General features: G+C 66.1%; 23 protein-coding genes and 1 pseudogene. 14 read left to right on the forward strand and 10 right to left on the reverse strand.

The window, feature by feature from the left end; genetic code table 11:
• Window positions 1–194: 194 nt before the first annotated feature.
• From lpdA to AC1ME3_RS10775, 4 genes are all read right to left on the reverse strand, one after another.
• Complete coding sequence (gene lpdA / locus AC1ME3_RS10760) at window positions 195–1589, reverse strand: dihydrolipoyl dehydrogenase (RefSeq protein WP_480953134.1); 1395 nt, start codon at window positions 1587–1589, stop codon at window positions 195–197.
• A gap of 18 nt (window positions 1590–1607) precedes the next feature.
• The gene (locus AC1ME3_RS10765) at window positions 1608–1997 is read right to left on the reverse strand and encodes an acyl-CoA thioesterase (protein WP_480953135.1); all 390 of its coding nucleotides are present in this window, start codon (window positions 1995–1997) and stop codon (window positions 1608–1610) included.
• Window positions 1994–2206 (reverse strand): hypothetical protein, encoded by a 213-nt coding sequence (locus AC1ME3_RS10770; protein WP_480953136.1) that lies wholly within the window; start codon window positions 2204–2206, stop codon window positions 1994–1996. Before AC1ME3_RS10770 ends, AC1ME3_RS10765 begins: the two co-directional genes overlap by 4 nt.
• 124 nt (window positions 2207–2330) lie before the next feature.
• Window positions 2331–3686 carry a pyruvate dehydrogenase complex dihydrolipoamide acetyltransferase gene (locus AC1ME3_RS10775; protein ID WP_480953137.1) on the reverse strand — a complete coding sequence of 452 codons (1356 nt, stop codon included), beginning with the start codon at window positions 3684–3686 and terminating at the stop codon, window positions 2331–2333.
• Between the two features lie 135 nt (window positions 3687–3821).
• Between AC1ME3_RS10775 and AC1ME3_RS10780 the strand changes: the two genes are divergently transcribed.
• Entirely contained in the window at window positions 3822–4277 is a 456-nt protein-coding gene (locus AC1ME3_RS10780; RefSeq protein ID WP_480953138.1) for a universal stress protein, read from the forward strand.
• A gap of 12 nt (window positions 4278–4289) precedes the next feature.
• On the opposite strand, the gene AC1ME3_RS10785 is transcribed toward AC1ME3_RS10780, so the two are convergent.
• Complete coding sequence (locus AC1ME3_RS10785) at window positions 4290–4961, reverse strand: PAS domain-containing protein (protein WP_480953139.1); 672 nt, start codon at window positions 4959–4961, stop codon at window positions 4290–4292.
• Between the two features lie 168 nt (window positions 4962–5129).
• Between AC1ME3_RS10785 and AC1ME3_RS10790 the strand changes: the two genes are divergently transcribed.
• Window positions 5130–6419, forward strand: coding sequence for a M20/M25/M40 family metallo-hydrolase (locus AC1ME3_RS10790; RefSeq protein WP_480953140.1), 1290 nt, complete (start codon window positions 5130–5132; stop codon window positions 6417–6419).
• A 27-nt stretch (window positions 6420–6446) separates the two neighbouring features.
• Here the strand turns inward: AC1ME3_RS10790 and AC1ME3_RS10795 are convergent, their stop codons facing one another.
• Together AC1ME3_RS10795 and AC1ME3_RS10800 are read right to left on the reverse strand one after the other, a co-directional pair.
• Window positions 6447–8819, reverse strand: coding sequence for a putative bifunctional diguanylate cyclase/phosphodiesterase (locus AC1ME3_RS10795; protein ID WP_480953141.1), 2373 nt, complete (start codon window positions 8817–8819; stop codon window positions 6447–6449).
• 158 nt (window positions 8820–8977) lie between these two features.
• Window positions 8978–10741 carry a fatty acyl-AMP ligase gene (locus AC1ME3_RS10800; protein WP_480953142.1) on the reverse strand — a complete coding sequence of 588 codons (1764 nt, stop codon included), beginning with the start codon at window positions 10739–10741 and terminating at the stop codon, window positions 8978–8980.
• Window positions 10742–10835: 94 nt separating this feature from the next.
• Here AC1ME3_RS10800 and AC1ME3_RS10805 point away from each other — a divergent pair, with 94 nt between their 5' ends.
• The 5 genes and pseudogenes from AC1ME3_RS10805 to AC1ME3_RS10825 all read left to right on the forward strand — a co-directional run.
• Window positions 10836–11543: a regulatory protein RecX gene (locus AC1ME3_RS10805; protein ID WP_480953143.1), complete on the forward strand. Its 708-nt coding sequence runs from the start codon at window positions 10836–10838 to the stop codon at window positions 11541–11543.
• A 93-nt stretch (window positions 11544–11636) separates the two neighbouring features.
• A complete protein-coding gene (locus AC1ME3_RS10810; RefSeq protein ID WP_082441341.1) occupies window positions 11637–12212 on the forward strand; it encodes a cold-shock protein in 576 nt (191 codons plus the stop codon).
• A 68-nt stretch (window positions 12213–12280) separates the two neighbouring features.
• Window positions 12281–12709 carry a DUF192 domain-containing protein gene (locus AC1ME3_RS10815; RefSeq protein ID WP_480955810.1) on the forward strand — a complete coding sequence of 143 codons (429 nt, stop codon included), beginning with the start codon at window positions 12281–12283 and terminating at the stop codon, window positions 12707–12709.
• 364 nt (window positions 12710–13073) lie between these two features.
• Window positions 13074–13466 (forward strand): NADH:ubiquinone oxidoreductase subunit NDUFA12, encoded by a 393-nt coding sequence (locus AC1ME3_RS10820; RefSeq protein ID WP_056060269.1) that lies wholly within the window; start codon window positions 13074–13076, stop codon window positions 13464–13466.
• A 197-nt stretch (window positions 13467–13663) separates the two neighbouring features.
• Window positions 13664–13897: pseudogene (locus tag AC1ME3_RS10825) on the forward strand (DUF2155 domain-containing protein); the annotation flags it as partial.
• Between the two features lie 35 nt (window positions 13898–13932).
• Here the strand turns inward: AC1ME3_RS10825 and aat are convergent.
• The 3 genes from aat to AC1ME3_RS10840 form a co-directional block, all read right to left on the reverse strand.
• A complete protein-coding gene (gene aat, locus AC1ME3_RS10830; RefSeq protein ID WP_480953144.1) occupies window positions 13933–14664 on the reverse strand; it encodes a leucyl/phenylalanyl-tRNA--protein transferase in 732 nt (243 codons plus the stop codon).
• On the reverse strand, window positions 14661–15383 hold the full coding sequence (locus tag AC1ME3_RS10835; protein ID WP_480953145.1) for a ParA family protein: 723 nt from the start codon (window positions 15381–15383) through the stop codon (window positions 14661–14663). The genes aat and AC1ME3_RS10835 overlap by 4 nt, the downstream gene beginning before the upstream one ends.
• Before the next feature lie 107 nt (window positions 15384–15490).
• Complete coding sequence (locus AC1ME3_RS10840; RefSeq protein WP_480953146.1) at window positions 15491–15874, reverse strand: hypothetical protein; 384 nt, start codon at window positions 15872–15874, stop codon at window positions 15491–15493.
• Between the two features lie 447 nt (window positions 15875–16321).
• Here AC1ME3_RS10840 and AC1ME3_RS10845 point away from each other — a divergent pair, with 447 nt between their 5' ends.
• From AC1ME3_RS10845 to AC1ME3_RS10875, 7 genes are all read left to right on the forward strand, one after another.
• Window positions 16322–17290, forward strand: a complete 969-nt coding sequence (locus tag AC1ME3_RS10845; RefSeq protein WP_480955811.1) for a cysteine synthase A — start codon at window positions 16322–16324, stop codon at window positions 17288–17290.
• 89 nt (window positions 17291–17379) lie between these two features.
• Window positions 17380–17619: a hypothetical protein gene (locus AC1ME3_RS10850; protein WP_480953147.1), complete on the forward strand. Its 240-nt coding sequence runs from the start codon at window positions 17380–17382 to the stop codon at window positions 17617–17619.
• 523 nt (window positions 17620–18142) lie between these two features.
• Window positions 18143–18643, forward strand: coding sequence for a division/cell wall cluster transcriptional repressor MraZ (locus AC1ME3_RS10855; RefSeq protein ID WP_480953148.1), 501 nt, complete (start codon window positions 18143–18145; stop codon window positions 18641–18643).
• Window positions 18640–19590: a 16S rRNA (cytosine(1402)-N(4))-methyltransferase RsmH gene (rsmH, locus tag AC1ME3_RS10860; protein ID WP_192974370.1), complete on the forward strand. Its 951-nt coding sequence runs from the start codon at window positions 18640–18642 to the stop codon at window positions 19588–19590. Before AC1ME3_RS10855 ends, rsmH begins: the two co-directional genes overlap by 4 nt.
• The gene (locus AC1ME3_RS10865; protein ID WP_060526689.1) at window positions 19587–20276 is read left to right on the forward strand and encodes a hypothetical protein; all 690 of its coding nucleotides are present in this window, start codon (window positions 19587–19589) and stop codon (window positions 20274–20276) included. Before rsmH ends, AC1ME3_RS10865 begins: the two co-directional genes overlap by 4 nt.
• Window positions 20273–21991 (forward strand): peptidoglycan D,D-transpeptidase FtsI family protein, encoded by a 1719-nt coding sequence (locus tag AC1ME3_RS10870; protein ID WP_060526690.1) that lies wholly within the window; start codon window positions 20273–20275, stop codon window positions 21989–21991. Before AC1ME3_RS10865 ends, AC1ME3_RS10870 begins: the two co-directional genes overlap by 4 nt.
• A 10-nt stretch (window positions 21992–22001) precedes the next feature.
• The gene (locus tag AC1ME3_RS10875) at window positions 22002–23417 is read left to right on the forward strand and encodes a UDP-N-acetylmuramoyl-L-alanyl-D-glutamate--2,6-diaminopimelate ligase (RefSeq protein WP_480953149.1); all 1416 of its coding nucleotides are present in this window, start codon (window positions 22002–22004) and stop codon (window positions 23415–23417) included.
• The last annotated feature ends 111 nt before the right edge of the window (window positions 23418–23528 follow it).

Consider the following 23528-nt stretch of genomic DNA (forward strand, 5'->3'; position numbering starts at 1 on the left):
GGCGGTATCCTGGATCCTGACTTTCGTCAGGATGACGGAAAAGCGCGGCGTACCAACTTCAAATCCTCCCCCGCCAGCGGGAGGTGGCTGGCAGTTGCCAGACGGAGGGGGAGGAGAGCGACCACGCCTAATCTGTGTCCTCCCCCTCCGACGCCTTCGGCGCCACCTCCCCCTGGCGGGGGAGGATCAGAAGATCAGTAGTGGATCGCGCGGCCGTACGCCGCCAGCACGCTCTCGTGCATCATCTCGGACAGCGTCGGATGTGCGAACACCGTCTCCATCAGCTCGGCTTCGGTCGTCTCGAGCTGGCGTGCGACGACATAGCCCTGGATCAGCTCGGTCACTTCCGCGCCGACCATGTGCGCGCCGAGCAGTTCGCCGGTCTTCGCGTCGAACACCGTCTTCACGAAGCCCTCGGCCTCGCCTAGCGCGATCGCCTTGCCGTTGCCGATGAAGGGGAACTTGCCGACCTTCAGCTCGTACCCGGCTTCCTTCGCCTTCGCCTCGGTCATGCCCACCGACGCCACCTGCGGGCGCGAATAGGTGCAGCCGGGGATGTTGGCCTTGTCCATCTGGTGCGGCGAGCCGCCGGCGATCTTCTCGACCGCGATGATGCCCTCATGGCTCGCCTTGTGCGCGAGCCACGGCGCGCCGGTGACGTCGCCAATCGCCCAGATGCCGTCGACGTTGGTGCGGCCATAGCCGTCGGTCTTGATGTGGCCGCGGTCGGTCTCGACGCCCAAAGCCTCCAGCCCGATATTCTCGGTGTTGGGCACGATCCCGATCGCGATGATCGCGTGGCTAAAGGTCTCTTCCGAAACCTTGCCGTCCTTCGCCTTGATCTTGGCGGTGACGCCGTTCGCCGAGGGGACAAGCCCTTCGAGCCCGGTCTGGGTCAGCAGCTTGATACCCTGCTTGGTCAGCGCCTTGTCCATGAACGCGGAGACTTCCTCGTCCTCGACGGGGAGGATCCGCGGGAGCATCTCGACGATCGTCACGTCGGCACCCATGTCGTTGTAGAAGCTGGCGAACTCGACGCCGATCGCGCCCGAGCCGATGACCAGCAGCTTGGTCGGCATCTCGGTCGGCACCATCGCATGGCGGTAGGTCCAGATCCGCTCGCCATCGGCCTTGGCGAACGGCAGGTCGCGCGCGCGGGCGCCGGTCGCGACGATGATGTTCTTGGCTTCCAGCTCGACCGTCTTGTCGCCCTGCTTGACCGACAGCTTGCCCTTAGCGGTCACGGTGCCGACGCCTTCGACAACGGTCACCTTGTTCTTCTTCATCAGGCCCTTCACGCCCGCGTTCAGCTGGCCCGCGACTTTCCGCGAGCGGTCGACGATCTTGGCGAGGTCGAAGCCGACATTGTCCGCCTTGAGGCCATAGCTCTCGGCGTTCTGCATGTAGTGATAGATTTCCGACGTGCGCAGCAGTGCCTTGGTCGGGATGCAGCCCCAGTTGAGGCAGATGCCGCCCAGCCGCTCGCGCTCGACGATCGCGACCTTCAGGCCGAGTTGCGACGCACGGATAGCGGCGACGTAGCCGCCGGGGCCCGAGCCGAGGATGACGAGATCATAGGTATCAGCCACGGTAGAGTCCTTTGAAAATCAGTTGGTTTCGGGCGGCACGGGCCGCGGTTTGCGATCGTCGCCGACCGCCACGAAGATGAAGCGAGCCTGGGTCACCTTGCAGCTGTCGTTGCTGTGACGCGCGCGGCGCCAGGCCTCGACCTCGATCGTCATCGACGTGCGGCCGACCGTGATCAGTTCGGCGTAGACGGATACTTCGTCGCCGACGACCACCGGCATGTGGAACTTCATCGCGTCCGCCGCAATCGTGACGGCACGGCCGCCGCTACGCCGAGACGCGACCGAGCCGGCCGCGAGATCCATCTGGCCCATCAGCCAGCCGCCGAAGATGTCGCCATACGGGTTGGCGTCGGCGGGCATTGCGGTGACGCGGATCGTCGGCGCTTTGTTGGGGGGCAGGTCGGTCATGCTTCGCTCCTGCGGGTCGTTCGGTCGAGCCGCCGGGCGCGGCGCAACGGTCCCACGCCCATCAGCACGGTCGCGACCATCGCCGCGGCCCCGCAAGACCAGATCACGTCCTGCCCAAGCGGGTAGGACCATGCCGCCGCCCAGGTCATCGCCACCGCCGCCACGAGCCCGCCGAGGATGTGCAGGATCTCGATCGTCGTCTTTGTCATAGTGAATTGGAACCGCACACCCCCGTTCGCCCTGAGCGATGTCGAAGGGTGTGAGACTCACCTGCTTCGACTTCGCTCAGCACGAACGGCGTGGAGGGGAGGGGGGCGACGGTCATGCCTTCGCTTACGCCAGCATGCCCAGCGGGTTCTCGACGAGGTGCTTGAACGCCTTCATGAACTGCGCGCCGTCGGCCCCGTCGATCGCGCGGTGATCGAAGCTGCCGGTGGCCGACATGACCGTCGCGACCGCCAGTTCGTCACCGATCACGACCGGACGCTTCTCGCCCGCGCCGACCGCGAGGATCATCGCCTGCGGAGGATTGATGACCGCATCGAACTGCGTGATGCCGAACATGCCCATGTTGCTGATCGAGGCGGTACCGCCCTGATATTCCTCAGGCTTCAGCTTGCCGTCGCGCGCACGGCCCGCGAGATCCTTCATCTGCCTCGAGATCGACGACAGCGATGCGGTGTCCGCACCGACGATGATCGGCGTAATCAGCCCCGACGGCGTGCTCACCGCGACCGAGATGTCGGCACGCTGGAAGGTGATCAGCTGGTCTGGCGTGAACATCACGTTGCAGCTCGGGACCTGCATGAGCGCGACGGCCTGCGCCTTGATCAGCAGGTCGTTGACCGAAAGCTTCACGCCGCGCGACTCGAGGCTCTTGTTCAGCTCGCCGCGCAGCTTGAGCAGCGCGTCGAGACGGACGTTCACGGTGAGGTAGATGTGCGGGACGGTCTGCTTCGACTCGGTCAGGCGACGCGCGATCGTCTTCCGCACGTTGCTGAGCTTGGTCGCCTCGTGCGGGATCTCCGGCACGGTCGCAGGCTTCGCGGCAGGCGCGGGAGCAGCGGCGGCAGTCGTCGGCGCGGCAGCTTCGGTCTTCGCAGCAGCAGATGCGGCACCCGGCTTTGCGCTCTCGACGTCGGCCTTGACGATACGACCCTTGGGGCCGGAGCCGGATACGGCGCCGAGATCGATGCCCTTGTCGGCGGCGAGACGGCGCGCGAGCGGGCTCGCCTTCACGCGGTCTCCGCTGGCGGCAGGCTTGGCCGAACCAGCGTCGTCGGGACGGCCATGATCCTCGGCCGAAGCTTCGGTGCGCTCGACCGGCTTGGCCTCGGTCCCGGTCTTGTTCGGGTCCGTCGGATCGGGCTTCGCTTCCGATTCCTTCGCGGCCGGCTCGGGCGTCTCGCTCTTGGTTGGCGCAGACGAGACCGAAGACGCGTCCTCGCCCTCTTCGGCGATGATCGCGATGACGGTGCCGACCTTCACGTTGTCGGTACCCTCGGCGACGAGGATCTTGACCACGGTGCCTTCGTCGACGGCTTCGAATTCCATCGTCGCCTTGTCGGTCTCGATCTCGGCCATCAGGTCGCCGGATTTCACGACGTCACCCTCCTTGATCAACCATTTGGCGAGGGTACCCTCCTCCATGGTCGGGGACAGCGCAGGCATCTTGATCTCGATCGACATGGATTTCCCCAGGGCGTGACGTAACGGCATGCCTACTCGCGCCCTCGTCCGCTCGGGTCAACCCCGTCGGCACAAGTGCGTGGTCTTGCGTCGTGCGCGGCTTCGGGCCACCTACGTCCCATAACGGGGGCGAAAATGCGCATTTATCTGGTGGTTATCGACGACAGTCCGGAAGCTGGGATCGCGTTGCGTTTCGCGGCCCGGCGTGCGGTGAAGACCGGCGGCGGGGTCGAGATCCTCACGGTGATCCCGCCGCAGGAGTTCATCGCGTTCGGCGGCGTCCAGGCGACGATCGAGGAAGAAGCGCGACTGCATGCCGAGGGATTGGTCGCGGGGGCAGCAGGGACGTTGCTGGAAGAGTCCGGCCTGCGTCCCTCGATCACGGTGCGCGATGGGGAAAGCGCGAAGATCATCCGCGAGATGATCGCGGCGAACCCCGATATCGCGGCGTTGGTTCTCGGCGCCGCGGCGACCGGCGCGCCGGGCGAACTTATCGCGCATTTCGCGGGGACCGACGCGGGTGCGCTGCCAGTGCCGGTCATGATCATCCCCGGATCGCTGACGCGGGAGGCGATCGACCGGCTCAGTTGATGGCGGCAAGCGTCAATTAACGGCCATCGCAGGTTGCGTCGCGAGCAAACGCTCGACGCTGTCGATCCCAGTCTGGGTCAGTTGCAGCGCATCGCGATTGGTATCCGGCGGTTCGATCAGGGATTTGGCCTGCAACACGCGAATCCAGCGACCAAGCGTCGACCGCGACAGGCGTAACTGGTCGGCAACCATGTCGACGCTGGCGATCCGGCTTTCGGCTTCGGCTACGTAAACGATCAGCAACGCGGTCCAGGCATGATCGGCGAACAGGTCCGAGCCGAGCACGGTGTCGCGAGCACGGATGACACTCAGTAAGTCATTGGCTCGGCGCCAAAGATGATGCGGCATGCCGTCGCCACCGATATGCTCGGCCAGGGTAGGTGTTGTGCACAACGTGCCGATAAGTCTACCCGACTGGCCGTTGCCGAGCCGCGAAACCTGGACTTCGAGCGTGATGATGTCGCCGCCGCCGCCGATATAGCGCTTCCGGATGCGAGCTGAATTGCCATTGGGTTGCAATGCGGCAACGTGGCTCAGATTTCGCGCGACGTCGTCGGGGTGCGTAATCGATAGATAGGACAGGCCTACAAGCTGTTTCTGCGTGCGTTGCAGCACCGTAGCGACCGGTTCGTCTATCGCCAGGATTACGCCGTCGCCGTCCGAAACAGAATGGCCAATGATCATCTTAGGTCCTCGCACTACCGATCATGTAATAGCGGTTGACTTAAAAAGTCTCAAACATTTGATCGGTTCATTTTGGATAACATCTTGTCGGCACACAAAATTGCCCGCCGGAGACGATTGTCACGCTACCCTCTTGAGCGCGGCACGAGATCAGGCCACGATCCGCGCATGCCTATCCTTGCCGTCCCGCTGCTTCTTGCCGCCGCCGCCCCTTATCCTGCTCCGTCGGCTGTTCGCCTGAAGGCGGACGTGACCTCTATGGTCGGTTTCGGCACACGCCATACCGCCTCGATCACGACCGACCCGAAACGCGGTATCGGTGCCGCCCGGAACTGGGCCGCCAGCCGTTTCCAGGAGATCGCCGCGACGTGTGGCGGTTGTATCACCGTCGATCGCATCTCGCGCCGCTTTACCGGACCACGCGCACCGACCGGCGTGGTGGTCGAGGATGTGCTCGGTATCCAGAAGGGCCGCGATCCGAATCGCGTCGTGATCGTCGGCGCGCATATCGACAGCCGCGTCACCGACGTGATGAACGTTACCTCGGATGCGCCCGGCGCCAACGACAATGCCTCCGGCGTTGCTCTGGTGCTGGAGGCAGCGCGACTGCTGTCGCAGCGCCAGTTCGATGCGACGATCGTCTACGCTGTGTTTTCGGGCGAGGAACAGGGCCTGTGGGGCGCAGAACTGCTCGCCGATACCGCCAAGGCGCGCGGCTGGCAGGTGTCGGCGATGCTCAACAACGATATCGTCGGCAACACGGTCGGGCAGGGCGGCGTACGCGTCGCCGACAAGGTCCGGGTGTTCTCCGAAGGCATTCGCGCGTCGGAGGATCTGGTCGCGCAACAGGGCCGTCGGGCCGAGGGCGGCGAGGATGACGGGCCCAGCCGCGCGCTGGCCAAGGCGATCGACGGTATCGCGCGCGACATTCCCGGTGGCCTCGACGTGATGATCGACCGTCGGCCGGACCGATTCGGTCGTGGCGGGGATCACGAGCCTTTCCTGAAGCTCGGCTACCCCGCGGTGCGGTTCTCGGTCGCGGCCGAGAATTGGGATCGCCAGCATCAGGACCTGCGCACCGAAAAGGGCGTGGTCTACGGCGACACGATCGAGGGCATGGACTTTCCGTACCTCGCCAAGGTGACCGCGATAAACGTCGCGACGCTGTCGCGGATCGCCAGCGCCCCCGCGGCACCCGAAGACGTGTCGATCGCCGGGGCATTGTCCCGCGACACGACGGTGAAGTGGACTGCGGTACCGGGCGCTGCGGGTTACCGCGTGCGGTGGCGTCGCAACGATGCGCAGAGCTGGGCGGAAACCCGCGACGTTACCGGGACCGGGACTGTCCTGACGCAGGTGCCGGTGGACGACAATTTCGTCGGCGTGTCCGCTTTGTCGGCGACCGGCGCAGAAAGCCTCGTCAGCTTCGCCGGGCGCGACCGCCGACCGACCCGGTAATCGTAAACCGGCCGGGGCGTCGGCCGGTTATGCGGCGGCCGATGCTTTCCAGCGACCATTCGCAAGCGCGCGCGCCTGTTCGACGGGCATCGGGCGACCGAAATAGAAGCCCTGGACGTTGGCGCACCCGAACGCCTGCGCCATGCGGTGCTCGGCTTCGGTTTCGACGCCCTCCGCGGTCGTGCTGATGTCTAGGCTCCGGGCGAGCGCGATCACCGCGTGGACGATCGCAACCGCCTCGCGCGTCCCGGCGGCGGCATCCCGCACGAAGCTCCGGTCGATCTTGATCGACGAAAACCGCGTACGGCTAAGATAGCCGAGCGACGAATGGCCGACGCCAAAATCGTCGAGGCTGAGACGGACGCCGAGATCGAGCAGCCGCTCCAGGACCTTGGTCGCGCCCAGCGCGTCGGTCAGGAACACGCTTTCGGTAACCTCGAGTTCGAGGCGATCCGCGGACAAGCCGGTGTTCGCCAGCGCGGACGTGACCGTCGTCACGAAATTGGGGTTCTGGAGCTGGTCGGCGGACACGTTCACCGCGACACGAATGTCGGACGGCCATGTCGCCGCTTCCTCGCACGCGGTGCGCAGCGCCCACGCCCCGATCGGCGCGATCAGGCGCGCGTCCTCGGCGAGCGGAATGAACTTTTCGGGGGCGATGATGCCGAACCGCGGACTGGTCCAGCGCAACAGCGCCTCGAACGCGACCAGCCTTTCGCCGCGTGCATCGACGACCGGCTGATACTCGAGGTGCATCTCGCCATTCTCGAGTGCCGTGCGCAGCGCCATCTCGAGAATCCGCCGCTCCTCGGCCTTCACATGAAGTTCGGGCTCATACGTACGATAGACTCCGCGGCCGGCGTCTTTTGCACGGTAGAGCGCGAGATCGGCAGAGCGGACAAGCATTTCCGCGGTACGGCCGTCGCGGGGGCCGATCGCGATGCCGACGCTGGCGCCGATGTACAGCGTGTGCGCGTCGATGTCGTAGGGCTGCGACAGCGTCTCGATGATGCGCCGCGCGAGGTCGTCGACCACAGTGGCATCGGTCGCATCGCGCACGATCACCGCGAATTCGTCGCCACCAAGACGCCCGCACAAGTTGCCGTCTGCCATCAAGCCCTCAAGCCGCTCCGACACGCGCCCGAGCAGGCGATCACCGATCGGGTGGCCGAGCGTATCGTTGACCGCCTTGAACCGATCGAGGTCGAGCATCATGAACGCATATCGGCGGCCCCACCGGTCGGCCTCGGCCATCGTTCCGACGAGCGTCTCGTTGATCATCAAGCGGTTGGGCAATCCAGTGAGCGCGTCGAACCGCGCCATCCGGTTGATCCGGTCTTCCGATGCGCGAAGCTCGGTAATGTCGGAAATCACGCCGCGAAATCCGTAGAATTCGCCATCGTCACCGAACCGAGGCGAGGCGGCAATGTCCCACCAGCGACCCTGGCCGCCGATCGTCACCGGCAGGCTGACGTCGCGGAAGCTCTCACGCCGCCGCAGCTTTTCCGCCAGCGTTCGCAGTTCGGGCGCGAAATCGCCGCTGTCCCAGCTTGGCCCCGCGAGCAACTGGAGCAACGGCATGCCGTCGATGGCGCCCGGTTCAAGCCCGCACGCGACCGCGAAGCGCGGCGACGCGCGAACGATGCGGCGCATGGCATCGGTCTCCCATAGCCAGTCCGCCCCGGTATCCTCGAATTCGCGCAGGAGCAGGCTGACGGTCTCGTCGCGCTCGTTCAGCGTGATCTCGTTGGCGCGGATCAGGACGAGCGCGCGGGCGCGACTGATGCATCCCGCCATCAGCAACAGGGTAAAGCCCAGGATCCCGAATGCCGCCGAGGTCGTGCCGGCGATTAGCAGCTGGATGACCATCGACGCACCGAGATACCCCAGGAACACCAGCGTCGCGAGCGCCAGCGGTGCCATCGCGAACGCGGCGGCGGTCATCAAGACGGTCAGCGTGATCCCGAGCCCGGCGGTCGTGCCCGATGGCGCATGCGTACAGAACAGAATGGGCACGCACGACCAGCCGAGGCCGAGCGCTAAGCCTTCCCATCCGGTCTTGCGCAGATCGCGAACGCTCGCCTGGCTTTCACCATTGTGATGGACGGCGAGGCGACGGAATCCGACCGCGACGGCGATTGCAACGAGTAGCGCCGACCACGTGGCGATCTGCCATGCGGGGACGGCATTACGAACCAGGAACCCGGTTGCCAGCACCGCGGCAATGTTGGTGGTAAGCAGGACCAGCGCCATCTTCCGCCCCGCGAACAGCTGTGCAGCACGGATTCGGCTCCACTCGACATGATCCGCGCCGCCGCCGCGAAACCCCAGCAGCGTGGGAATGTCGACGGTCACGCGGCGTGACGGAGAAGGTGGTGCAAGGCTCACGACGTCGGTCATAGATCAGCTTGGTTAGCAGATGGTTCGTATTGGCCGCGGTGAGTGTAATTAAGTTCGGTCTGGGGCCAATGCGCAGGGTCGCGTCTGCTCCTGCCACAGTTCGATCCGTATGTCAGCGGCGCCCCGGCTTACGCCGCCTGCTCATAGGCAGGACGGTCTCAGGCTGCGATGTCGTACGGCTTTATGTCGCCGCTTAGGTACAGGTTGCGCGCCTTGGCCCGGCTGAGCTTGCCCGACGAGGTGCGCGGCAGAGTGCGCGGCGGGATCAGTTCGATCAGGCAGTTCATGCCCGTCACCGACCGCACGCGCTCGCGAATCTCGTCGCGCAGGCGCAGGCGTTCAGCTTCGTCCGAGCTGCGGCACTGGACCAGCACGGCGGGGGTCTCCTCGCCACCGGGCGTCGTGATCGCGAACGCGGCGATGTCACCCGCCTTGAAGCCCGGGAGCTGTTCCACCGCCCATTCGATGTCCTGCGGCCAGTGGTTCTTGCCGTTGACGATGATCATGTCCTTGGCGCGGCCGACGATGTAGATGTAGCCGTCGGACATATAGCCCATGTCGCCGGTGTCGAGCCAACCGTCCGCCATGCACGCCTCGGTCGCAGCGTCGTCGCGGAAATAGCCGACCATCACCGACTTGCCGCTGCACCAGACCTTGCCGATCGCGCGATCGGGGAGCGGCGTGCCGTCCTCTTCGCGGATCTCGATTCGCATGTCCCGGACCGGCTTGCCGCAGTTGACGATTGCGCGATATCGTTGTGGACGGTCCCCGCCACGCGAGCCACCCGACAACTGCGTTTCCTCGACCAGTTCGACGCGGATGCCTTCGCCCGGCGGCATCAGCGACACAGCGAGCGTCGCCTCGGCAAGGCCGTAGCTCGGCAGGAACGCGCTGGCTTTGAAGCCGGCATCGGCGAATGCATCGACGAAAGACTGCATCACGTCGGGGCGGATCATGTCGGCGCCGTTGCCCGCGACCCGCCAGCGCGACAGGTCGAACCGGTCGCTCGCCTTGGTCTGCGACGACATGCGGCGCGCGCAGATATCGTAGCCGAAGGTCGGCGAATAGCTGAGCGTCGTGCCTTCGTTACGGCTGATCAGATCGAGCCAGGCGAGCGGACGGCGCGCGAAATCCTCGGTCTTGAGGTAATCGGTCGAAACCTGGTTGGCGATTGGCGACAGGAAACAGCCGACCAGCCCCATGTCGTGATACCAGGGCAGCCACGAGACGCAGCGATCGGTGTCGCAGACCTCCATGCCGTGGCTATGCGCGGCGAGGTTGTTGAGCAACGCCGCATGCGTGATGACGACGCCGTGCGGGAAGCGCGTCGAGCCGCTCGAATATTGCAGATACGCGATGTCGTCGGGCTTCGCCTCGGGTAGCGTTGCCGCGGGTGCCTCGCGGGTCGCGAACTCGGACCAGTCGATGCCGACGGTGCCCGACAGGCGCGCGGCCTCGCCCGCCATCTGCGCGAGTTCGGGCGGGAAGATCAGCATTTTAGGATCGCAGCTCGCGAGCTGGACGCGGAGTTGTTCGATGTACGAGTCACGACCGCCGAACGAGGTCGGCAGCGGCAACGGCACGGGCCACGCGCCGGCATAGACGACACCGAAGAACAGCGCGGCGAACTCGGGGCCGGTCTCCGCGACCAGCGCAATGCGGTCGGCAGGAGCGACACCGGCGGCGATCAGGCGGTCGGCCATCGCACGGGCGTCGGTACGGAGTTGCGAATAAGGGTAGGGCTGCGACAACGTGCCGCGCGCGTCGTGGAAATTAAGCCCGCGGTTACCGCTAGCGGCGTAATCGAGCGCTTCGCCCAAGGTACCGAAATCGGCGAAGCGGCGCGGCAGGGCGTCTTGGGTCGGCGTCGCAACGATTGACGCTACGGTCATGCCGTCCTTGTTAGCCGTGTCGGTCGTCATCGCAGTTCCTTGGTTCGTCGCGGCGCTTGAACACACCACGCCTATCTTCAGTCTAGCCGTTCAACTTCGGGTGCCAGTGTGGCACAATGATGGCGTGACCGATGATAGCCACAGCGAAAGCAACGCGTTTCCCCCGTCGCTGGATGCCGGCGACCAGGAAAACGGCGCGTTCGACGATAGCGGTGGCACGAAGCGGCGCGGCGGCAAGAGCTGGGGCAAAAGTGGCGGGAAGGGCGGTGGCAAGGAGCGCGGCAAGGACCGGGCGCGCGAGCGTCCTGCGCCGAAACCGCTCGATGCCGCGGCGCTCGAACAGATGGCGCTGCGCTATGTCGAGCGGTTCGCGACCACGCGGGGCCGCCTGACCGATTACCTGATGCGGAAGATCCGCGAGCGCGGCTGGGACGGCGGTGCCGACGCGGCGCTGGCCGAGCCCAGCGAACTGGCGCAGCGGATGGCCGATCTCGGCTATGTCGACGACCGCGCCTTTGCCGAGCAACGCGCTGCTGCGATGCAGCGACGCGGGCTGGGCGCTCGCCGAGTCGCCGGCGCGTTCCGCGAGGCCGGTATCGATGAAGGCGATGCGGAGTCCGTTGCGCCCGCCATCGCCGACCGCGCCGTCGAATCGGCGCTCGCCTTCGCGCGGCGCAAGCGAATCGGCCCCTACGGCACCGGGGACGGCGACCGAAAACTCCACGAAAAACAGCTCGCGGCGATGCTGCGGGCGGGGCACCGGTTCGATCTCGCACGCAAAATTGTTGCTGCACCGCCGTCCGACAGCCCCGAATCGATGGATTTCGACTGAGGGTCGCAACGGATTCATTGCGACTGCGACGAACCGTGCTAGCAAGGCGTCCAGGGGTGTAACAATGCGTAACGACACGCAGCAGGTGCTGACATGCCGGTAGAGGTGGGGCCAGTGGAAGCGGGAACGACGACGCTTGAGGGTGTTGGCGCGGCCGAAACGCGCGCGATCGGCGGCGTTATCAAATGGTTCGACGTCACGCGCGGGTTCGGCTTCGCGGTGGCGGACGACGAGACCGTCGGCGATATCCTCGTGCACTTTTCCGTCCTGCAGGCGCATGGCCGCCGCAGCCTCCCCGAAGGTGCGCGCGTCGAGACGCTGTCGGTCCAGCGCGGCCGCGGGTTCCAGGCGCGTGAGATCCTCTCGATCGATCTGACCAACGCGGTCGAGGAGCAGGTTCGGGCACCGGTTTCGCCCGATCGGATCGACCCGATCGCAATGATCGACGCGGCGGGACCGTTCGAGGCGGCGTCGGTGAAGTGGTTCAACCGGTTGAAGGGCTATGGCTTTCTGGTACGGGGTGCCGATGGCAGCGACATCTTCGTCCACATGGAAACGCTGCGCCGCGCCGGGATCGAGACGGTCGAGCCAGACCAGCCGCTCCGCGCGCGCGTGGTCGAAGGGCGTAAAGGGCCGCTTGCCGTCGCCGTCGAAGAGGATCTCGGATGATGTTCGTTACGAAGGCCGTGTTGGCCGGGGTGCTGGCGCTGGGCGTCGGCGCCGGGGGTGTCGCGTACATGAATAGCCGCGCGGACTCGGACGTGGCCGCGGTCGCTACGCTGCCGCTGACGATCAAGAGCGCGAACGGGACGCATGCGTTCAAGGTCGAAAGTGCCAAGACGGAGGCCGAGCAGGCGCGCGGGCTGATGTTCCGCACCGACCTGAAGCCCGACGGCGGGATGCTGTTCTGGCCGTATCCCGCCAAGGGTGGCGAACCCGTGGCGGCGAACTTCTGGATGAAGAATACGCCGAGCCCGCTCGACATCCTCTATATTCGCGCCGACGGCACGATCGCGCGGATCGCTGAGAATACCGTGCCGTTTTCCGAAGCGCCGATTCCATCGGGCGAGCCGGTCGGCGCAGTGCTGGAACTGATGGGCGGCCGTGCTGCGGAACTGGGGATTGCCGAGGGTGATCTGGTGACGTGGGACAAGAGCGCGAAGTAGGCGCGCGAACCGTTCGACCAATGGCACCACCCCGGCGAAGGCCGGGGCCCAATTGGGAAGGTCGCTGTAACGGCGAACAGCGCTTCGTTAGCGACGTTACCCAATTGGGCCCCGGCCTTCGCCGGGGTGGGATATGTGACTAGCCGACGTCTCCAGCCAAGTGTTTCCCCGCGAAGGCGGGGACCCAGTCTGGGCTCCCGCCTTCGCGGGAGAACAAGGAAGCGGGAACCGTTGCAGGCAGAAGCGTTAAACGGCGAACTCCACGATCCTCCCCCGCCAGGGGAAAGATCGTTTAGAGGGTCGCGCGACGCCTTCCCCCATCATCAAGGTTGAAGCCCGCCCCCACTCGCGGTAAGCGCCAACCATGGGCTTTCTCGCATCGACTTTCACGTGGTGGAACGGCGCCACCCTCGGCACCAAATTCGGCTTGCGCAGCATGGCGAAGAAGGGCGAGGACGCGCTCGGCAACGTCTATTACGAAGGTGGTAAGGACACCGCCGGCAACCCGCGCCGCTGGGTGATCTACCAGGGCGCGACCGACGCGAGCCGCGTGCCGCCGGCGTGGTTCAGCTGGCTGCATCACCAGGTCGACGACGTGCCCGATCGCGCATTGCCGCCGATCCGCGCGTGGCAGAAGCCGGCCGTACCTAACATGACCGGTACCGCGCTCGCCTATCGTCCCGCCGGTGCGCTCGAAAAGGGTGGCCACCGTGCCGCTGCGACGGGCGATTACGAAGCCTGGACGCCCGAAGGGTGATCATGCGCTGGCTCGCCGCGGCCGTGTTGGTCGTGGCGTTGGCGGTCGGCGGCTGGTTCGGATACCGCGCCCTCACCACGCCCGCGACGAAGGTAGCCGCGGTCCAGCAGGACCTGCCGGGCGCTGACGAGCAGGGCAATTCCTCGATCGAGACGATCGATACAGGCGCTGCCGCGATCGCCAATGGCGGCAGCCCGATGGCACAGCGCGTCGCGGTGCTAGGCCTGCTCAACAAGCGGAACGGCGAAACCCGCGAAGTGCGGCTCAAGCCCGGCCAAGCGACGCGCATGGGCGACGTCGTGCTGCGGTTGCGCGCGTGCGAACAGACCGCTCCGTGGGAGCAGGAGCAGCTGACGGGCGCGTTCGTACAGGTGCTGGTGCGCGGCGTAGACAAGCATTGGCGGCGGACGTTCTCGGGCTGGCTGTACAAGGAACGCCCGGCGCTGAACGCGGTCCAGCATCCGGTCTACGACGTCTGGACCAAGAGCTGTGCGATGACCTTCCCGGGGACCGGCCCCGATACCGCGCCGCCTGCGGACGCCTTGCCCGCCAAGCGATCGAGCGCACGGAAGTCGCCGGCCGCCGAGGAGACCCCAGCGGCGGACGAAGGCTTGAGCGCTCCCTCGAGTGCCGCGCCCAGCAACGCGACGTAATCCGCGCGCTCGATCTCGATCGCGCCGAGCGAGGCGAGATGCGAGGTCTGGAACTGGCAGTCGAGCAGCGTGAACCCGCCGGTCCGCAGCCGCGCGACGAGGTGCGCGAGCGCGACCTTCGACGCGTCGGTGGCGCGGCTGACCATGCTCTCGCCGAAGAACGCGCGGCCGAGCGACAGGCCGTACAGCCCGCCGACTAGCTTGCCGCCGTCCCAGCATTCGACCGAATGCGCGAACCCCATTGCGTGCAGCGTCTGGAAGACGCGCTCGATGCCGTCGTTAATCCACGTCTCGGGGCGACCCTCGACGCTCTCGGCGCACAGTTGCACGACACGCTCGAACGCGGTGTCGACGGTGACCTGGAACCGGTCCGCGGCGATCGTCTTCCTCAGCGAGCGCGAGAGCCGGAACCCGTCGAGCGGCAGGACGGCTCGGCGGCGCGGCTCGACCCAGTACACGCTGGCGGCGTCGCGGCTGTCCGCCATCGGGAACACGCCGACCGAATAGGCGCCGAGCACGAGTTGAGGGTCTAAAACGTCGCTCATGCGGTGAGTCGGTGTTCGATCCGGCGCCAGAGGTCCGCAAACGCCTGCGCCGCGGCCGACTTCGGTGCGAACACGCCGACCGGTGCGCGCTTGACCGCCATCGATTCGATGTTGCTCGCCATCGGGATGACCGGCCAGTCGGGGTGGCGGGCCAGTGCCTCGGCATGCAGCGCACGACGCTTGTCGACCATCACGTGGACCGGGAGCAACGGCGTGCGGCCGCCCAGGTGCTGGACCACCGCGTCGTACGCGCGGGTCGACAGCGGCGAGGGGATGACGGGAATGACGATAAGATCGGCCGCGCGCATCACCTGGTCCGCGGTCTCGGTCAGACCCGGCGGACAGTCGAGGATCACGCGGTCATAGGCGGCAAGCTCGGACAGGAGCTTGGTGAGCCGCTTCTTCTTGTCGAGCTCGTAGAACAGCTGGTCGAGACCCCGCAGCGATGCATCGGCGGCGATCAGGTCGAGATGCGGGTAGGCGGTCGGCCGCGCCTGCTTGGCGACCGCGACGTCCTTCGAGAACATCGCCTGCGCCTGGTCGACTTTGCCCCAGGCTCCATGGGGTCCGCCGAGCACCCAAGTGGACGCCGCCTGCGGGTCGAGATCCCAGAGCAGCGTCCGGCGCGCCGACAATGTCGCGGCGCACCACGCCAGGTTCACCGAAAGCGTCGTCTTCCCGACGCCGCCCTTGAGGCTGTAGATCGCAACGGTTGCCATCAGACTAGCGTGCCGGTCCGCGGCGGTGAGGGCAAGAGTGTGCAGCGCAAAGAAAAACGGCCAGCGGATGATCCGCCGGCCGTTTCGTCATTCGTAAACGTAGAAACTTACGCGTGGCAGATCTGCGTCGACTTGCCCGGTGCGGTCAGCGTGACGCTCGATTCGTCGCCGGTCATCGACCAGCCGCCCTCGGCGGTCTTCGGCGAACCGGCAACGTCCGACTTCAGCGTCGTCGCGGGGCCGTCCTTCTTGGTCTTGACCACGGCCTGCTTGTCGCCCTGGAAGAACGTCACGTAGAGCAGGCTGTTGTCCTTGCAGCGCAGCGTCTTCTCGGACTTGATCGCAGGCGGCAACTCGACCGGCGCGGCGTTGGCGAGCGTGTTCGCCATCGGATCTGGATTGCTGTCCAGCACTTCGGGCGTAGCAGGCTTGGAGTTGCAGGCTGCCAGCACGAGCAGCGCGGCGACGGCGGTCATGGGGAGGATTTTCATAGCGGGATCTCGCTTCGCGCATGCAGCATGGAGCGTCAAGGCTTATGGTTTGCGGTACCATCGCATAGCGACGAACGGGGCACGGTACGTGACGGTCCAGTCTTACCGTTATTGGTTCAGCGGACGATCCTTGTTCGCCATGCCACCTTCTGGGTGGAGCCGGCCCTCGATCATCGCCATCGGCGTTGCGATATGAGCGACGATCAGAGTGTCGCCGAGCGCATCCATGATATCCGAAGCTTCTGTCAGAAGAGCGAGCGCATGCCGATATCTGTCCACCATCTCTGCTCCAATTGACTATTTAACTCTTAACATAGATCATACAGAGAAGCGAATGAACCTTGGATGAAAAGCGCGTCATCGCTGCGCGGGTTTCGCGGAAAAGCATTTACCGCACCCAACTTTCGCTCGCTTGCTCCGGGCGAGGCGTCACGCCACATAGCGATGATGCATACGACCCCTGATACGCTTGCCCTGATCGGCAATACCCCACTCGTTCGACTTAAAGGGCCTAGCGAGGCGACCGGCTCCGACATCTTTGGCAAATGCGAATATGCGAACCCCGGTGCGTCTGTGAAGGATCGCGCGGCGTTGTTCATCGTCGAGGATGCGGAGCAGCGCGGATTGCTCCAGCCCGGCGGGACGATCGTCGAGGGCACGGCGGGTAATACGGGGATCGGCCTTGCGCTGGTGGCGAATGCCAAGGGCTACAAGACGATCATCGTCATGCCCGAGACGCAGAGCCGTGAGAAGATGGACACGTTGCGAGCGCTCGGCGCCGAACTGGTGCTGGTACCGGCGGCGGCGTTCTCTTCGCCGTGCCATTTCGTCCATACGTCGCGGCGCATCGCCGAGGAGACGCCGGGCGCGATCTGGGCGAACCAGTTCGACAATACCGCCAATCGCCGCGCGCATATCGTCGGGACCGCGGAGGAGATCTGGGCGCAGATGGACGGGCGAATCGACGGCTTCACCTGTGCGGCGGGGACGGGTGGGACGATCGCCGGTGTTGGGCTTGGATTGAAGGCGAAGGACGAGGCGGTCTGCATCGCGCTCAGCGATCCGCACGGCGCGGCACTCTATAACTATTACGCGAACGGCGAGCTAAGGGCCGAAGGCTCCTCGGTCGCCGAGGGGATCGGGCAGGGGCGGATCACCGCCAATCTGGAGGGCGCGCCGATCGATACGCAGTTCCGGATTTCGGACCAGGAGGGCTATGCCTGGGTCCGGCGATTGCTCGACGAGGAGGGACTCTGTCTCGGACTTTCGTCGGGGATCAACGTCGCAGGTGCGGTGGCGCTGGCGAAGCACCTGGGACCCGGCAAGCGGATCGCGACGATCCTGTGCGACACCGGATTCCGCTATCTTTCGACGCTGTACGATCCCGAATGGCGTCAGGCGAAGGGGCTGGCTTGAGCGGTATGGTTCCCGAGAATCGACAGAAGCGCGGTAGTCGGGTATCGAGGCAGGGCAAGATGAAGTTACCCCACGAACCTTCCCAGACCATGCAGCGCATCAAGGTCGGTATGATCGGCCTCGCCGCGGTCGTGCTGTTGATCGGTCTTGCCAGCGCGATCATCGGCTCGACGAATCGCGAACGGCCGGTCGCGACCGCGGGTACGGCGCAGGCCGACGTGGTGGCGAACATGGGTGTTTCGAACGTCACCGATGCCGCCGGTGCTGGTGAACCGCTAGCGGAGATGGGCGTCGCCCCAAGCGCCAACGCGCAGGCGCCCGCGCAGTAAGCTGCGCCATTGCGCGCTGGGCAGGCGCTGGCTTCCGTTAATACACACCACCCCGGCGAAGGCCGGGGTCCAGTTGGGAAGGCCGCTGTAACGGCGCGCTGCCTTAAATTATCACTGTCCCTCAACTGGGCCCCGGCCTTCGCCGGGGTGGTGGCGACAGTTGGCTTGGCTTTTCAGCGCAATACCCCGTCCAAAATGATACCCAGCGGGGCCATGGTTTCAGACCGTCTGCCACTGATTTGTAAGGTCGTGACGCTTCACCCAGATCCCGTAATTTCCCCAGCCCCGACCGCCACTCGTTCCCGGTCGTATCCAATCTGCGCGCAATTGCCCCCGGACTGACCGTCGAAACTGACGTCTAATCCGTCCAATCCCCAAAAATCCCGTTGCGTCCCCGAAGCGCTATGGTAGATGGAGGTTAATACAGGGGCATTTTCATCGTTCGCTGAAAACGCGGTCGAAACGTAGCGATGGCTGCTTTTCGAAGCGGTGAAGCGTGCGCGCCAGTTCGAAGGGTTTTGGCGTGTTGGTACGGGGTCGCTATCAGGGAGACGGTATCGGCCTTGTCGACGACAAGGGCCGGGTAGCCATCCCTTCGGCGCTCCGGACGACCCTTTCCGCAAATGCGCCAAAGGCGAACGGCAAGGACGGCGGGACCATCATCATCGGCGCGCATCAGAAGAATCGCTGCCTGGTCGCGTATGATCCCGGTTACGTCGACATCCTCGCCGAGCGCCTCGATCGCCGCGAATCCGAGAACACGTCCGAGAACGGCGAGTACGACTACAACATCAAGCGCGCCGCAGCATCCGGCGAATCGGTGCCGTTCGACGGCTCCGGTCGCTTCATCATGCCCGCGTTCCCGCGCTTCTACGCGGGCATCAAGGGCCATGCGTTCTTCTATGGCGTGCTCGATTATATCGAGATCTGGGACCCCGCGACGCTGATCGCCACCGACGGCATGCCCCCCGTCGTCAAGGAGATGGCGCGCTTCTACATGGCCGAGAAGGGGGTGCAGCTGTGAGCGGCCCTGATGCTCCGCATATCCCTGTCCTGCTCGACGAAGTCCTGGCCGCGCTTTCCCCTGAGCCCGGCGAGACGATGGTCGACGGCACGTTCGGCGCGGGCGGCTACACGCTGGCGTTGCTCAAGTCGGGCGCGCGGATCGTCGCTTTCGACCGCGATCCAGACGCGATCGCCAATGGTCGCGCGATGGAAGAGGCCGAGGAAGGCCTGACGCTGATCGCCGCGGATTTCTCGGCGATGGCGTCCGAACTCGAATCGCGTGGCCTCGCGCCGGTCGATGGCGTGACGCTCGATATCGGCGTGTCGTCGATGCAGCTCGACCAGGCCGAGCGCGGTTTCTCGTTCCAGTCGGACGGCCCGCTCGACATGCGGATGGCGCAGGCCGGCATGTCGGCGGCGGACTTCGTCAACGAGGCGGACGAGAACGAGATCGCCGACGTGCTGTATCAGTACGGCGACGAGCCCAAGTCGCGGCGCGTGGCGCGGGCGATCGTCGCCGCGCGCCCGCTGACGCGGACCGGCGAGCTGGCGCACATCGTCCGCCGCGCGCTCGGCTACAAGGCGCACGACAAGAAGGACCCCGCGACCCGCGCGTTCCAGGCGATCCGGATCCACGTGAATCGCGAGTTGGGCGAACTCGCCGACGGGTTGCTGGCGGCCGAGCGCGTGCTGAAACCCGGTGGCCGGCTCGCGATCGTGACCTTCCACAGCCTCGAGGACCGGATGGTGAAGCGCTTCCTGCGCACGCGGTCCGGGGGCTCTCCTTCAGGTTCACGTCATCTTCCGCAGGTGAAAGCCGTTGCGGAACCTAGTTTTTCTCATGTCGGCCGCGGTGTTCGCGCCGGCGAGGCCGAGATCGCACGCAATCCGCGTGCGCGCTCGGCGACATTACGGACGGCGCGGCGGACCTCCGCGCAACCCTGGACGGAAGAGGTGACGACATGACGGCGGCGTATCGGATGAAGGGTGTGGGCTGGTTCGGGGGCTGCGTGGCCGTCGTGCTCGGTTTCTACCTCGTGTCGCTGCAGGTCGCCGCCGAGCGCAAGAAGCTGGAGGCGGTCAATGGTCAGATCCGCTCGGCGCAGCGCGACATCCGTGCGCTCGAAACCGAGTTCGACACGCGCGGCAATCTGGCGCAGCTCGAGCGCTGGAACGGCGATACGCTGGCGCTGTCGGCGCCGACCGCGGGCCAGTTCGTCGTGAGCGAGGCCGCGCTCGCGGCGCTCGACGTCAACAGCCTGCGCGCGGACGGGGTCCAGACCGCCGCGCTGCTCGTGCCGTCGGGGGCGGGGTCCGTCGTCTCCACGTCGATCGTGCCGGTTACCGCTGCTCCTGCCGTGGTGAAGCTTGCTCCGGTGCAGATGGCGCAGGTTACTGCGCCGCGTGCGATGAACGTCGCGATCCAGGCTGCGTCGAAGACCGCGCTCAAGCCGGTCGTGATCCGCGCGTCGGTGTCGACGCCGCGGTCCGCCGAGGCCGCACTCGTCCGCGCTGCCAAGACCGAACGCCTCGCCGCCGTCGCGAAGGTCCGTCCGCAGGCAGTGGCGATGCTCGACCGCAAGCTCCTGTCCGACACGACGCTGGGTGACATCATGAGCGGCGCCCGCTCCGAGAGCCGTAAGCGGCGGTGACCGCCTTGGTCGCCCGGCCCGTCTCGCAGCAACGTAGCGCCAACCAGCGTCATGCACTGGTGGCGACGGCGCACACGCGCCTGATGATGCTGATGTTCCTGTTCGGAGCAGCGGTGCTGGTGGTGGTCGGTCGACTCGGGATGCTGGCGGTACAGGCGTCGCTCGCCGATCCGCAGGCGCGCTCGGCGGCGATCGCCGCGCGCGGGGATATCGTCGATCGCAACGGCGCGCCGCTCGCGCGGACGATCGATGCGTGGACGATCGCGGTGCACCCGAAGAAGCTGATCGGCGATCCGACCGAGATCGCCAGCAAGCTCGCCGCGCTGATGCCCGAGGCGGGTGACCAGGCGCATTATTATGCGCTGCTGACGTCGGGCAAGAGCTTCATCTATCTCCAGCGGCGCGCGTCGCCGGCACTGGTCGAGCAGGTCAACGCGATCGGCGAGCCCGCGATCGTGTTCGACCGCGATACGCAGCGGCTGTATCCGCAGTCGACGATGGCGGCGCATGCGCTCGGCTTCCTGTCGACCGCGGGCCACGGCATGAGCGGAATGGAGCGTGTGCTCGACGAGCGGCTGACCAACCCGGCGCTGAACGGTACGCCGGTCGCGCTGTCGCTCGACAACCGCGTCCAGGCGGCGATGGAGAGCGAACTCGGCCGCGCGATGACGACGTTCTCGGCCCGCGGTGCCGGCGGCATCGTCCTCGACGTGGCGACCGGCGAGGTGATCGCGATGGTTTCGCTGCCGACCTTTAACCCCAACCGCGTCGGCATGTCGGGCAGCGAACAGCTCCGCAACATCACGACGCAGAGCGTGTTCGAGCTTGGCTCGACGTTCAAGCCGATCACGATGGCGACCGCGATGGATACGGGTGTCGTCACATCGTTCGCGCGGCGCTTCGATGCGACTCATCCGCTCCAGGTCGGGCGTTTCACGATCCATGACGAGCGCGGCGATCCGAAGCGCTGGCTGAACATGGCCGAGACGTTGATCTATTCGTCCAACATCGCCACCGCACGGGTTGCCGACGAGGTCGGGCCCGCAAAGATGCAGGCGATGTTCAAGAAGCTCGGCTTCGATACCAAGCCCGATATCGAACTGCGCGAGAAGGGCCGTCCGTTGTGGCCGAAATACTGGGCGCGGACGACGACGATGACCACGGCCTATGGCCACGGCATCGCGGTGACCCCGCTGCATCTGGCGAGCGCCTATGCGGCCTTGGTCAATGGCGGGATCTGGCGGCCGGCGACGTTGCTGAAGGTCGCGCCGGGTCATGCGGTTGCCGGTCGTCGCGTGATCAGCGAGCAGACCAGCGCGCGGATGCGGCAGATGCTGCGGCTGATCGTGCAGCGCGGCACGGGTCGCAAGGGCGATGCGCCGGGCTACCGCGTCGGTGGCAAGACCGGCACGGCCGAGGCGGCCGTGTCCGGCGGCTACGATCATTCGCGCAACGTGGCGACGTTTGCCGCGGCGTTCCCGATGGATGCGCCGCGCTATGTCGTCCTGGCGATGCTCGATTCGCCGCTCGGGACGAAGGAAACCGCCGGGTGGAAGACCGCGGCGTGGAATACCGCGCCGGTGGTGGGCCGGACGATCTCGCGTGTCGGTGCGATCCTGGGCGTGGTGCCCGACGCGCACCGCGACATCGACGAGTCTGACATCCTGCCGACTTTGTGGCAGGACCCGTCGCGTACACAGCCGACCGGGCAATGAGGACTATTGCATGAAACTCGCAGCGCTGACCGACGGGACGGAAGAGGCGCAGGTGACGGGGTTCGCGATCGATCACCGCAAGGTCGCGCCGGGCACGGTGTTCGGCGCGTTCGAAGGCGCGCGCGTCAACGGCGAGGATTTCGTGGCCGATGCGATCCGCTCGGGCGCGATCGCGGTCGTGGCGCGGCCTGGGCTGACGGTCGAGGGCGCCACGTACATTGCCGACGACAACCCCCGCGAACGGTTCGCGCAACTGGCCGCGAAGTTCTTCGCGCCGTTTCCCGCGACGTCGGTGGCGATCACCGGGACGAACGGGAAGACGTCGTGCGTCGAGATGACCCGGCAGCTTTGGCGGATGGCGGGGTTTCATGCGGCGTCGATCGGCACGCTGGGAGTTACGACGGCTGACGAGCGAGTGACGACCGGGCTGACCACGCCGGATGTGGTGACGTTCCTGTCGAACGTGGCGGGCCTTGCGCGCGAAGGCGTGACGCACCTCGCGTTCGAGGCATCGAGCCACGGCCTGACGCAGTATCGGACCGAGGGGCTGAAGGTGGCTGCTGCGGCGTTCACGAACCTCAGCCGTGACCATCTCGACTATCACGGCGACATGGCCGCGTATTTCACCGCCAAGATCCGGCTGTTCTCAGAGGTGCTGTCGACCGACGGTGCAGCGGTGGTCTGGGCGGACGATCCCCAGTCGGCACGCGTAATCGATCTGGCCCGCGAGCGCGGCAACCGCTTGGTGACGGTCGGCACGCAGGGCGAGACATTGCGGCTGGTCGGCCGCGATCCGACGCTGCTCGGGCAGGGGCTGACGATCGAGGCTGACGGCCAGACGTACAAGGTCACCTTGCCGCTGATCGGAGCCTACCAGGCGGCGAATGCGCTGGTGTCGGCCGGACTGGTAATCGCGACCGGTGGCGATATCGGCGCGACGATCTCCAACTTGGCTCGCCTGCAACCGGTCCGCGGGCGACTCGAACGCGCGGTGATCGCGAAGTCGGGTGCCCCGGTGTACGTGGATTACGCCCACACCCCCGACGCGCTCGAAGCTGCAATTGCCGCGCTCAAGCCGCATGCTGGTGGCAAGCTGATCGTGGTGTTCGGGGCGGGCGGCGACCGCGACACCGGCAAGCGCGAGACGATGGGGCAGGTCGCGGTGCAACACGCCGACCGCGTTATCGTGACCGACGACAACCCCCGAACCGAGGACGCGCGCGCGATCCGCTGCGACGTCCTGAAGGGCGCGCGCGGCGCTGAGGAAATCGGCGACCGGCGCGCGGCGATCGGTGCGGCGGTGCGCGAGGCTGGGCCCGAGGATATCGTGCTGATCGCTGGCAAGGGCCATGAGCAGGGGCAGATCGTCGGCGATATGGTGCTGCCGTTCGACGACGTGACCGTCGCGCGGGAGTGCGCGGCGTGAGGGCGGCGATGTCTTCATTCCCCTCCCGCCTGCGGGAGGGGCTAGGGGAGGGCGCGACGTACGTACTGGCGGTCGCTCTGTTTGATCAGCCCCTCCCCCGCCCCCTCCCGC

The organism is Sphingomonas sp. BL2, assembly GCF_056680015.1.

Bases quoted from the DNA above. Each gene is read 5' to 3' on its own strand.
- AC1ME3_RS10765 (WP_480953135.1), bottom strand. From the start codon at position 1,997: ATGACCGACCTGCCCCCCAACAAAGCGCCGACGATCCGCGTCACCGCA.
- AC1ME3_RS10795 (WP_480953141.1), bottom strand. From the start codon at position 8,819: ATGACCGACGTCGTGAGCCTTGCACCACCTTCTCCGTCACGCCGCGTG.
- AC1ME3_RS10840 (WP_480953146.1), bottom strand. From the start codon at position 15,874: ATGAAAATCCTCCCCATGACCGCCGTCGCCGCGCTGCTCGTGCTGGCA.
- aat (WP_480953144.1), bottom strand. From the start codon at position 14,664: ATGAGCGACGTTTTAGACCCTCAACTCGTGCTCGGCGCCTATTCGGTC.
- AC1ME3_RS10875 (WP_480953149.1), top strand. From the start codon at position 22,002: ATGAAACTCGCAGCGCTGACCGACGGGACGGAAGAGGCGCAGGTGACG.
- AC1ME3_RS10850 (WP_480953147.1), top strand. From the start codon at position 17,380: ATGCAGCGCATCAAGGTCGGTATGATCGGCCTCGCCGCGGTCGTGCTG.
- AC1ME3_RS10835 (WP_480953145.1), bottom strand. From the start codon at position 15,383: ATGGCAACCGTTGCGATCTACAGCCTCAAGGGCGGCGTCGGGAAGACG.
- AC1ME3_RS10800 (WP_480953142.1), bottom strand. From the start codon at position 10,741: ATGACGACCGACACGGCTAACAAGGACGGCATGACCGTAGCGTCAATC.
- AC1ME3_RS10845 (WP_480955811.1), top strand. From the start codon at position 16,322: ATGCATACGACCCCTGATACGCTTGCCCTGATCGGCAATACCCCACTC.
- AC1ME3_RS10820 (WP_056060269.1), top strand. From the start codon at position 13,074: ATGGGCTTTCTCGCATCGACTTTCACGTGGTGGAACGGCGCCACCCTC.
- AC1ME3_RS10780 (WP_480953138.1), top strand. From the start codon at position 3,822: ATGCGCATTTATCTGGTGGTTATCGACGACAGTCCGGAAGCTGGGATC.
- AC1ME3_RS10815 (WP_480955810.1), top strand. From the start codon at position 12,281: ATGAATAGCCGCGCGGACTCGGACGTGGCCGCGGTCGCTACGCTGCCG.
- AC1ME3_RS10785 (WP_480953139.1), bottom strand. From the start codon at position 4,961: ATGATCATTGGCCATTCTGTTTCGGACGGCGACGGCGTAATCCTGGCG.
- AC1ME3_RS10810 (WP_082441341.1), top strand. From the start codon at position 11,637: ATGCCGGTAGAGGTGGGGCCAGTGGAAGCGGGAACGACGACGCTTGAG.
- AC1ME3_RS10790 (WP_480953140.1), top strand. From the start codon at position 5,130: ATGCCTATCCTTGCCGTCCCGCTGCTTCTTGCCGCCGCCGCCCCTTAT.
- AC1ME3_RS10865 (WP_060526689.1), top strand. From the start codon at position 19,587: ATGACGGCGGCGTATCGGATGAAGGGTGTGGGCTGGTTCGGGGGCTGC.
- AC1ME3_RS10775 (WP_480953137.1), bottom strand. From the start codon at position 3,686: ATGTCGATCGAGATCAAGATGCCTGCGCTGTCCCCGACCATGGAGGAG.
- AC1ME3_RS10770 (WP_480953136.1), bottom strand. From the start codon at position 2,206: ATGACAAAGACGACGATCGAGATCCTGCACATCCTCGGCGGGCTCGTG.